Consider the following 8,746-nt stretch of genomic DNA (forward strand, 5'->3'; position numbering starts at 1 on the left):
CTCCCGGTCCGGACCGGTGGGGCTCGGGGTGAGCAGCCGCTGCAGCTCCCGGCGGCTGGCCGGGGCGAGCAGCTCGGGCGACACCGGGGCCGGGGTGAACGCGGAACGCAGGAAGGTCGCCCAGGCGGCAACGTCGTCGAGGGAACTGAACAGGCTCGCGATACAGGCGAGCGCCCCCGTGCCGACGAAGGGTTCCAGATGGAAGGACTCGCCCCCGTCGAAGGTGCGGTACCCCGCGGCCAGGTCGGCGTCCGCGGGGTAATCCTCCGCCGAGAAGCGCGTGTCCGCGAGCCCGAGCGGGTCGAGGAAGCGCGTGGTCGCCTCGGCCTCGAAGGAGCGGCCGGTGACGGCCTCGATGGCCCGCCCAACGAAGGACATGCCGATGTTTGAGTACTGGTATCGCTCCCCCGGCTCCGCGGTGAGCCGGAACCCGGCCGCGCCCAGTTCGGCGATCCAGCTCCGCTCGGCGCCGATCTGGCGGTCCCCCCAGGCGTTGTCCTCTGGCATCCCCGAGCAGTTGGACAGCAGCTGCCGGATGGTCACGGGCACGGACTCGCCCGCCCACTCGAAGCGGATCCCGGGCACGATCAGAGCGAGGTCCCCGTCGAGATCGAGGCGGCCCTCGTCGCGCAGCGCGAGCGCGGTCGCCGCAAGGAAACTCTTCGTCATCGAGGCGATGCGGAACACGGTCCCGCGCTGGGTCGGCGCCCCGTCGCGCCGCGGCTCCCCGAGCGCGCGCCAGTCGCAGACCCCGTCCGGGGTGAACACCGCAATCGCCGCGGCGGACGTCGTGCTCAGGTCGTGGGCGGCAAGCGCTTCGTCCAGCGCCTCCCCGAGCCCGAGCTGCGCAAGGTCGGGCGCGCTCACCGTTCGCGCGGTCATGCCCCGGCCCCGGCTCGCGCTCGCACCTCGGCCGCGAAGGCCTCGACGAGCGCGCGGCTGGCGCGGGTGTTTTCCGCGTCGTCCTCCTCGGCCCCGCGCATGAGCGCGGCAACGTCGTAGCCCTCCCCGGTGAGCGCGGCGTCGTCCCAGCGGGCGAGATCGGCCGCGGCGGCCTCCGGGTGGAACTGCACCGCGCGCACGTGGGAGCCGAGCACAAAGGCCTGGTTTTCGACGGCGTCGCTCGACGCGAGCAACACGGCGCCTTCCGGAAGGCGGGTGATCATGTCCTCGTGGTTTTCGATCATGGGGGCGGAGCTGCCGATGGCGGAGAGGACAGCATCGTTTCGACCGGCCGCGGTGGCGTGGATGACGGTGCTGCCGCGTTCCTTCGGCCCGTAGCTGGCACGGACCTCGCCGCCGCCCACGACGGCGAGGATCTGGGCACCGAGGCAAATGCCAAGGGTCGGCAGGTCGGCGTCAATCGCGGCACGGGCGAGCTGTCGCTCCCGCGGGAGCCAGGGTGCCCGCTCGTCGTCGTCCGGCATGAGTCCGCCGCCCAGCAGCACGAGCCCGGCGTAGCCGTCGAGCGTCTCGGGCAGGCCCTCGGCGCCGAGCCGGGCATCCAGCTCGACGCCGCGGTCGGCCAGCCAGCCCTCCAGGCGGCGCGGCCCCGAGCCCGGGGAGTTCACCACGGCGAGCACGCGGGGGGTTTCGGTCACGATGATCCTTCTTTCTGCTTCAGGGTGTCGACCGCCGGTGCGATCGCGATCTCCTCCGGCTCGCCCGCGGAACCCGCGAGGAAGCTGAGGTAGTCCTCGTCCGAGGCCTCGATGACGCGGAGCACGTTCCCGGAGGCGAGCCCGTGGAGTTCCGTTTCGGACCAGCCACGGCTGGCCAGCTCCGCGAAGAGCCGGGGGTACCCGGAGACGTCGCCGAGACCGCTCGGCATCGCATCGGTGCCGTCGTAGTCTGCCCCGATGCCAACCGCGTGCACCCCCGCAACCTCCCGGATGTGGTCGAGGTGGTCCGCGACGTCCGTGACGCCGACCGGCGGGGCCTCGCCAATCTCGCCCGCGCGCACCCATTGCATGCGTTCCTCGGTGAGGAACGAGGGCACGAAGGCGACCATGACGACCCCGTCGCGCTCGCCGATGCGCTCCAGCACATCATCCGGAACGTTGCGCTCGTGGCGGCAGCGTTCCCAGGCCCCAGAATGGCTCACGAGCACGGGGCGGCGGCTCTCCGCCAGGGCGTCGCGCATCGTAGCGGGGGCCACGTGAGCGAGATCAACGAGCATGCCGATTCGGTTCATCTCCCGAACGACGGCCCGGCCAAACTCGGTCAGTCCCCCGTGACGCTCCTGGTCGGTGGCCGAGTCGGCCCAGTCAATCGTTCGGGACCAGGTGAGGGTGAGATACCGGGCGCCGAGCCGGGCGAACTGACGCAGGCTCGCGAGGGAGCCGTGGAACTGGTCGCCGCCCTCGATCCCGATCATCGACGCGATCCGCCCGTCCCGCATGGCGGAGCGCGCCTCAGCCGCGGTGCGCGCCAAACGAAGATGATCAGGGTACGCCTCGACCAAACGGTGCACGACGTCGATCTGCTCGAGGGTCGCGACGACCTGTTCGGCCCCCGCGAGCACGGGGTCGACCCACACCGACCAGAACTGGCCACCCACCCCGCCGCGGGCGAGCCGGGGCAGATCCGTGTGCAGTTCGGGAGCCCCCGTATCGAGACCCGCAACGCTGGAGCCGCGGCCCGCACGGCAGGCCCAGGCGAGATCGTTGTGTCCGTCAAAAACGCGGTACTCACTCATCGCAGCGCCTCCTCTGGCCGCCGGCTCTCCGCGCTGTCGAAGACGCGGGCTGCGTCCCGGGAGATGCGTTCCACGTCGACCTCGTGGCCGATCCCGGGCCCGGTCGGCACCGTGACCACGCTGTTCACCGCGGTGATCGGCGGGCTCACGATATCCCGGGCGTAATACTTCTCCGATCCCGAGACATCGGAGGGGAAACTGAAGTTGGGCAGCGAGGAAATGGCGAGGTTCGCCGCGCGGCCAATGCCGAACTCGTGCATGCCGCCGCACCAGACGGGCACCCCGGCCCGCTCGGCGAGGTCGTGCGCGCGGCGAGCCTCGGTGAGGCCCCCCATCCGGGACACCTTGATGTTCAGCACCCGACCGGCGTCCAGCCGAAGCATGGTGTCCAGGTCGTGCACGGTCACAATGGACTCGTCCAGGCAGATCGGGGTGTCGAGGTGCTGCTGGAGGGCCGCGTGTCCGACGAAGTCGCGCACGGCAAAGGGCTGCTCGATCATCGTGAGCCCGAAGCCGTCGAGCGCCCGGAACATGGTGAGCGAGTCCTCGGTGCTCGGGTAGGCCCCGTTCGCGTCGACGTGCAGCTCCACCTCGGGGAAGGATCCCCGGACAGCTTCCACGGCGGCGAGGTCCCAGCCGGGGGCAATCTTCAGCTTGACGCGACCGTAGCCAGCGTCCACCTGCCGGGCGACCTGCACGAGGAGCGCTTCGATGGAGTCCTCGATGCCGAGGGACACCCCGGCGACGACCTCCGCGCGGGTGCCGCCGAGCGCCGCGGACAGGGAGATCCCCGCCCGCTTCGCCCACAGGTCCCAGGCCGCCCCCGAGAAGCCCGCCTTCGCAAACTCGTGCCCGCGAATCTTCGCCCAGCTGGTCTCGAGCTCCTCCGGGCGCTCCCACTCGGCGCCAAGCACCCGGGGAACCAGGTACGTGGTGGCCAGGTGCCAGGCAGTGTCGGTTGTTTCCGCGCAGAAGAACGGATCGCTCGGGGACGCGATCTCGCCCCAGCCGACCGCGCCGTCGGCGTCCGTCAGCTCCACGAGGATGTGCTCGATGCCCGTTTTCCGGTGCGAGCTGGTCTCGAAGCTGTGCTGCAGGGGAAGGCGAAGGGCAAAGAGCCGGATTCGCTCAATTCTCATGGGTGGTCCTTCGTGGTGGTGTCTGCGGGGGCCGAGTCCAGCTCGGCCGGGTCGGTGTCGGGCAGGTAGAGGGACAGCTCGGCCGAGTACTGATCGCGCACGGCGAGGCGCCGGCGGGCCCCCTTCGCGCTCGCGGTGGTGAGCGCGCTCAGGAGGTGACACACAGCCGCGACGGCGGTGGGTGAGTCCGCGTACGATTCGGACTCGGTGTGCACCCGGATCAGGGCGCTCGCGAGCGAGGCGAGCGGGGCATCCTCCGCGTCCGTGATCACGACAAGCTGCCCCCCGGCCTCGTGGAAGAGCCTGCCCAGCTTGATGGTCTCCTCGCGGTAGCGCCGCATGGAGAAGACAATCAGCACATCGGTTGAGCGGACATCCGTCAGCACCGTGAGCGGGGAGAGCCCGCGCCCGTCGATGAGGAACACGTTCGAGAGCGTCGCGGAGAGGTCCGCGTTCAGCAGTTGGGCATAGGCAAAGCCCTTGCCCTCTCCCCCGATATAGCGGCGACGGGCACCCAGGATGAGCGCCGCGGCCCGGGGCACCTCGCCGTTGACCGCCAGCTCGTCGAGGGTTTGCGCGAGGGAGCGCGTTTCGCTTTCGATCACGCGGGCCTGGATCATCTCCGCGGACATGTTTGCCCGCAATCGTTCCCCGTAGCGATCCTGTGGCGAACTCAGCGTTCGGTTGTTCCCCCGGGAAGCCTGTTGGGCGCGCTCGTCCTCCCGCTGCTGCGCGTCATCATGCTCGGTCATGAGGATTCCTTCCGGTTGTCGGATACCGCGAGGTAGGCGGAGGTGTGCTCGGAGACTCTGACGCAGGCGATGAGCTGGTGACCCGAGCTGATCGTCTCACGGAGCGAGTCCCCGAGGCGAGCGCGAAGCTCCACGGCCGCCCAGGGCTCCGGGGCCGTCGCGGGCACCGCGACCCAGATCGCGTCGCCGTCCGCTCGAACCAGGCCCCAGTCGTTCTCGGTCAGCGTTGGGGGCCGCTGGGCGGATCCGCTGGCCCGTCGATGCGCGCAGGCGCGATCGCGTTCCTGCGCGTCGAGGACCCACTCCACCAGGATCCGATCCGTCCCTGGCCGGGCGTAGTAATCGGGGAGGAACTCGATTCCCGTCGCGCCGAGAGAGGTGAAATTGAAGTGCGCGTTCCGCGCGAGCAGGGGGTCAAAGGTCCAGCGCATGCTGCGGTGTCCCCAGCGCTCCGCGACGCGGGCTTGGAGGTGCTTCAGGGTCCGGCCGACCCCCAGGCCCTGGTACCGCGGGTCAACGGTGGCCGCCTGGGAGTAGTGGAACTCCCTCCCAGACACGTCGCGGCCCGCGAAGCCGTAGGCGAACCCGATCAGTTCCCCCGCCGAGGTGAACACCCCAACGGCGGAGCCGCCGTTTTGGGTCAGGGCGCTGAGCAGGTTCAGATTCAGCGCGAACTCCGGTGACTCGTAGCCAAAGACCCGGGAGTACAGCGCGGCGGCGGCGCGGAATTCCTCGACGCCGCGCAGTTCCCGACCGCTGAGCGGGACGCCGGCCCCGCCGACCACCGAGGGTTCATCAGCAAGGGGCGACAGGGCGGGTGGCATCATACGTTTCCTATACCTCGGAATTCTCCAGTGAATACCCCGATGCTATTGGGCTCTTGCGTGCATAGCAAGCCTAAGATACGTTTCATAAGCATGAACCTTGCCCCAGAGCCGATCCACCAGGACTCCGCGGAACTCGCACTCCTCCGGGAACTCGTGTCGATCGAATCCCCCTCCGGCGACGGAGCGGCCAGCGCCCGGATTGCCGACGTGGTCGCCGAGCGCTTCCGCGACCTCGGCGGCACGGTCCGCCGCCTCGACACGGAGTCCGGCACCAACCTCGTGATTGACTTCCCCGGCCCGGGACGACCGCTGCTGCTCGTGGGACACACCGACACCGTGTGGCCGCTCGGCACCCTCGCCGGCGAGCTGCCCTGGGCGCAGGACGGCGATGTCCTGCGCGGCCCCGGGGTCTACGACATGAAGAGCGGCATCGTCGTGATGCACGCAGCGCTGTCCCGCCTCGGCGGCGCCCCCGCTCGGGCCGTGCGCATTCTGCTCGTGTGTGACGAGGAGGTCGGTTCTCCCACCAGCCTGGAACTCATTCGGGCGGAAGCCCTCGGTGCCTGCGCGGCACTCGGCTTTGAGTCGCCGCACCCCGACGGCGCCCTGAAGATTGGCCGCAGGGGCAGCACCCGACTGGAGCTGCGCGTGACCGGTCGGGCGGCCCACGCGGCCCTCGATCCGGAACTCGGCATCTCGGCGATCGACGAGCTGGTCGATCAGCTGGGTCGGCTGCGGGCGATCACCGTAGACCCCGACCTCCCCTCCCCGGTCCTCTGCAATGTTGGCACCGTGAGCGGGGGGACACGCGCAAACGTCGTCCCCGAGTCCGCGCAGGCCGAGGTCGGCCTGCGCTTCCTCGACGGCGAGAGCGAGGCCAGGGTCCTCGGGGCGATCGCCCAACTGACCCCGATCCGGGCGGGGGCGCTCCTGGAGGTGCGCACCCTGAGCAGCCGTCCCGCCTGGGCAGCGTCGCCCGCGGACGAGGCGCTGCTCGCGGACCTCGCCTCCTCGGCGCAGCGCGTCGGACAGGGACTCAGCGCGCGCCCCGCCGCGGGCGCCGGGGACACCAACCTGATCGGCAGCCTGGGGGTGCCAACAGCGGACGGCTTCGGCCCGCGCGGGGGCGGTGCGCACGCGCTCAGCGAGCACGTGCTCCGCTCCTCACTGGCCGAGCGCATCGCCCTGCTGACCGCGGTGCTCTCCGCGCCCCCAGCCGGGTAATCCCCCGTCGCCCCCGCCGGCGAGGCCGCAGAGTCACCCTGTGATACGAATCGAATCTCCGCGGGATACGATTCAGATCTTCCCCGATAGTTCCGCGCTTCCACCCGGATCACCCGGGCGGCCCGTCCGACAGCTCGCGGGGCATTTCCGCCGACACGCCCGGGTAATCCGGTCGATTTTCCGCGCCATTTCGCGGGCCGACGCGGTGCGCTCGCGGACATCACAATTCCGATTCCTTTTCAAAGATACGAACCAAATGCCTTGACCAATTCGGCTTTTTGCGGTTGCATAAGCACTACCGACCCCACCTCAATGTCGAATGCGGTCGAAATCGAAGGGATGCACACTCATGCACACTCCTCCCCGTAAACGTCGGCTTCGCTCGCTCGCAGTCGGTGCTGCGGTCGCGTGCGCGGCCGCACTCGTCGCGCCGACCGCGGCGTTCGCGTTGCCCCCCGTGGCCGCCACGGAGAGCACGGAAGCCGAGGCCCCCGCCACGACCTTCCGAATCGCGACCTCAGGCTTCGTCGACTCCTTCAACCCGTTCATCTCGATCTACCTGCTGCCGACGAACGCCATTCGCTACATGTACGAGTCCCTCGTGCAGAACAGCGCCGAGGACGGCTCCCCCACCGAGGGTCTCGCGGAGTCCTGGGAGACTGAGGACGGCGGCAAGAAGTGGACCTACACGCTCCACAAGGACATGCTGTGGTCCGACGGCGAGCCCATTACCTCCGCTGACGTGAAATACACCTACGACCAAATGATGAACGTGCCGGTGCTGGGGACGGCGAACGGAAACCTGGTCTCGAACTTCGCCTCCGTCGAGGCGCCCGACGACCTGACCCTCGTCATCACCCTGAAAGAGCCCCAGGCCCCGAACCCGGGCTCCGAGATGCCCATCGTGCCCAAGCACATCTGGGAGAAGATCGACACCCCCGAGGACTTCATGAACGACAAGGACGTCGTTGGCTCCGGCCCCTTCGTCCTGGAGAGCTACCGGGCCAACGAGTCGATCGTGCTCAAGGCCAACCCGAACTTCTGGCGGGGCGCCGCCAAGATCGACAAGATCCAGTACATCTATTACACGAACACCGACGCGCAGGTGCAGGCCCTCAAGGCCGGTGACGTCGACCTGGTGACGGGCCTGAACCCGACCCAGTACCAGGCGCTGCAGGGCGAAGAGGGCATCACGACCCAGTCCGGGATCGGCCGCCGGTACCACTCGCTGAGCATCAACCCCGGCTTCGAGACCCGCGACGGCACCCCCTTCGGCACCGGCGCAGCGGCTCTCAAGGAGCTTGAGGTCCGCCAGGCGATCCGCCTCGGCACCGACACGAAGACGCTGCTCGACAAGGTCCTCGAGGGCGAGGGCGTCCAGGCGACGAGCTTCATCCCGGTGTCCTTCCCGAAGTGGCACCTTCCCGAGGACGACACGGCCATTGTCGACTTCGACCAGGACGCCGCGAAGCAGACCCTCGAGGATGCGGGCTGGGTGGCTGGTTCCGACGGGATCCGCGAGAAGGACGGCACGAAGCTTGAGCTGCGCCTGCTCATGAGCGCCGATGACCCGATCGAGCAGTCGATCACCGAGTTCTTCGTGCCGTGGATGCAGGAGATCGGCATCAAAATCAACGTCGAGTCCACCGACTCGGACACCGTGAGCGCCAACTCCATGAAGGCCGACTACGACCTCTACTTCACCGGCTGGTCCGTGAACCCGGACCCCGACTACCAGCTCGGGCTGAACACCTGCGGCAACCTGCCGACCAGCGAGGACGGCACCGGCGGCACCTCGCAGGACGGCTACTGCAACCCCGAGTTCGACAAGCTCTATGACCAGCAGCGCAGCGAGCTGGACGAGGGCAAGCGTCAAGAAATCGTCCGCGAAATGCTCGCGATGAACTACACCGACACCGTGCAGGTCGCGACCTGGTACGCCAATGGGCTGGAGGCGTACCGCTCCGACCGCTTCGATGGCTTCACCCTGCAGCCGGCCAAGGGCGGCATCATCGCCAACCAGGCCGGATACTGGGGCTACCTGACCGTGGCTCCCGTTGACGGCTCCGAGGGCTCCTCGGGCCAGAGCGCCAACACGGGGCTGTA

The 8,746-nt window shown here is 69.1% G+C and carries 8 protein-coding genes; 2 read left to right on the plus strand and 6 right to left on the minus strand.

What is annotated here, in order from left to right; translation table 11 throughout:
• From OOT08_RS00780 to OOT08_RS00805, 6 genes are all read right to left on the minus strand, one after another.
• On the minus strand, positions 1–882 hold an 882-nt coding region (locus OOT08_RS00780), incomplete at its 3' end, for a serine hydrolase domain-containing protein (protein ID WP_325090686.1).
• Positions 879–1,601, minus strand: coding sequence for a type 1 glutamine amidotransferase (locus OOT08_RS00785; protein WP_325090687.1), 723 nt, complete (start codon positions 1,599–1,601; stop codon positions 879–881). The genes OOT08_RS00780 and OOT08_RS00785, both read right to left, overlap by 4 nt.
• On the minus strand, positions 1,598–2,698 hold the full coding sequence (locus OOT08_RS00790) for a dipeptidase (RefSeq protein ID WP_325090688.1): 1,101 nt from the start codon (positions 2,696–2,698) through the stop codon (positions 1,598–1,600). The genes OOT08_RS00785 and OOT08_RS00790 overlap by 4 nt, the downstream gene beginning before the upstream one ends.
• Entirely contained in the window at positions 2,695–3,837 is a 1,143-nt protein-coding gene (gene menC / locus OOT08_RS00795; RefSeq protein ID WP_325090689.1) for an o-succinylbenzoate synthase, read from the minus strand. Before menC ends, OOT08_RS00790 begins: the two co-directional genes overlap by 4 nt.
• Positions 3,834–4,589: a MurR/RpiR family transcriptional regulator gene (locus OOT08_RS00800; RefSeq protein ID WP_325090690.1), complete on the minus strand. Its 756-nt coding sequence runs from the start codon at positions 4,587–4,589 to the stop codon at positions 3,834–3,836. The genes menC and OOT08_RS00800 overlap by 4 nt, the downstream gene beginning before the upstream one ends.
• Positions 4,586–5,416 (minus strand): GNAT family N-acetyltransferase, encoded by an 831-nt coding sequence (locus tag OOT08_RS00805; RefSeq protein ID WP_325090691.1) that lies wholly within the window; start codon positions 5,414–5,416, stop codon positions 4,586–4,588. Before OOT08_RS00805 ends, OOT08_RS00800 begins: the two co-directional genes overlap by 4 nt.
• A 90-nt stretch (positions 5,417–5,506) precedes the next feature.
• On the opposite strand from OOT08_RS00805, the gene OOT08_RS00810 reads away from it, so the two are divergent.
• Together OOT08_RS00810 and OOT08_RS00815 are read left to right on the plus strand one after the other, a co-directional pair.
• Positions 5,507–6,640 (plus strand): M20 family metallopeptidase, encoded by a 1,134-nt coding sequence (locus OOT08_RS00810; protein ID WP_325090692.1) that lies wholly within the window; start codon positions 5,507–5,509, stop codon positions 6,638–6,640.
• Between the two features lie 349 nt (positions 6,641–6,989).
• A partial coding sequence (locus tag OOT08_RS00815) for an ABC transporter substrate-binding protein (protein ID WP_325090693.1) occupies positions 6,990–8,746 on the plus strand: 1,757 nt, incomplete at its 3' end.

Source organism: Leucobacter sp. M11, from assembly GCF_035726885.1.
In the GTDB taxonomy this organism is placed as follows: domain Bacteria; phylum Actinomycetota; class Actinomycetes; order Actinomycetales; family Microbacteriaceae; genus JAPFRB01.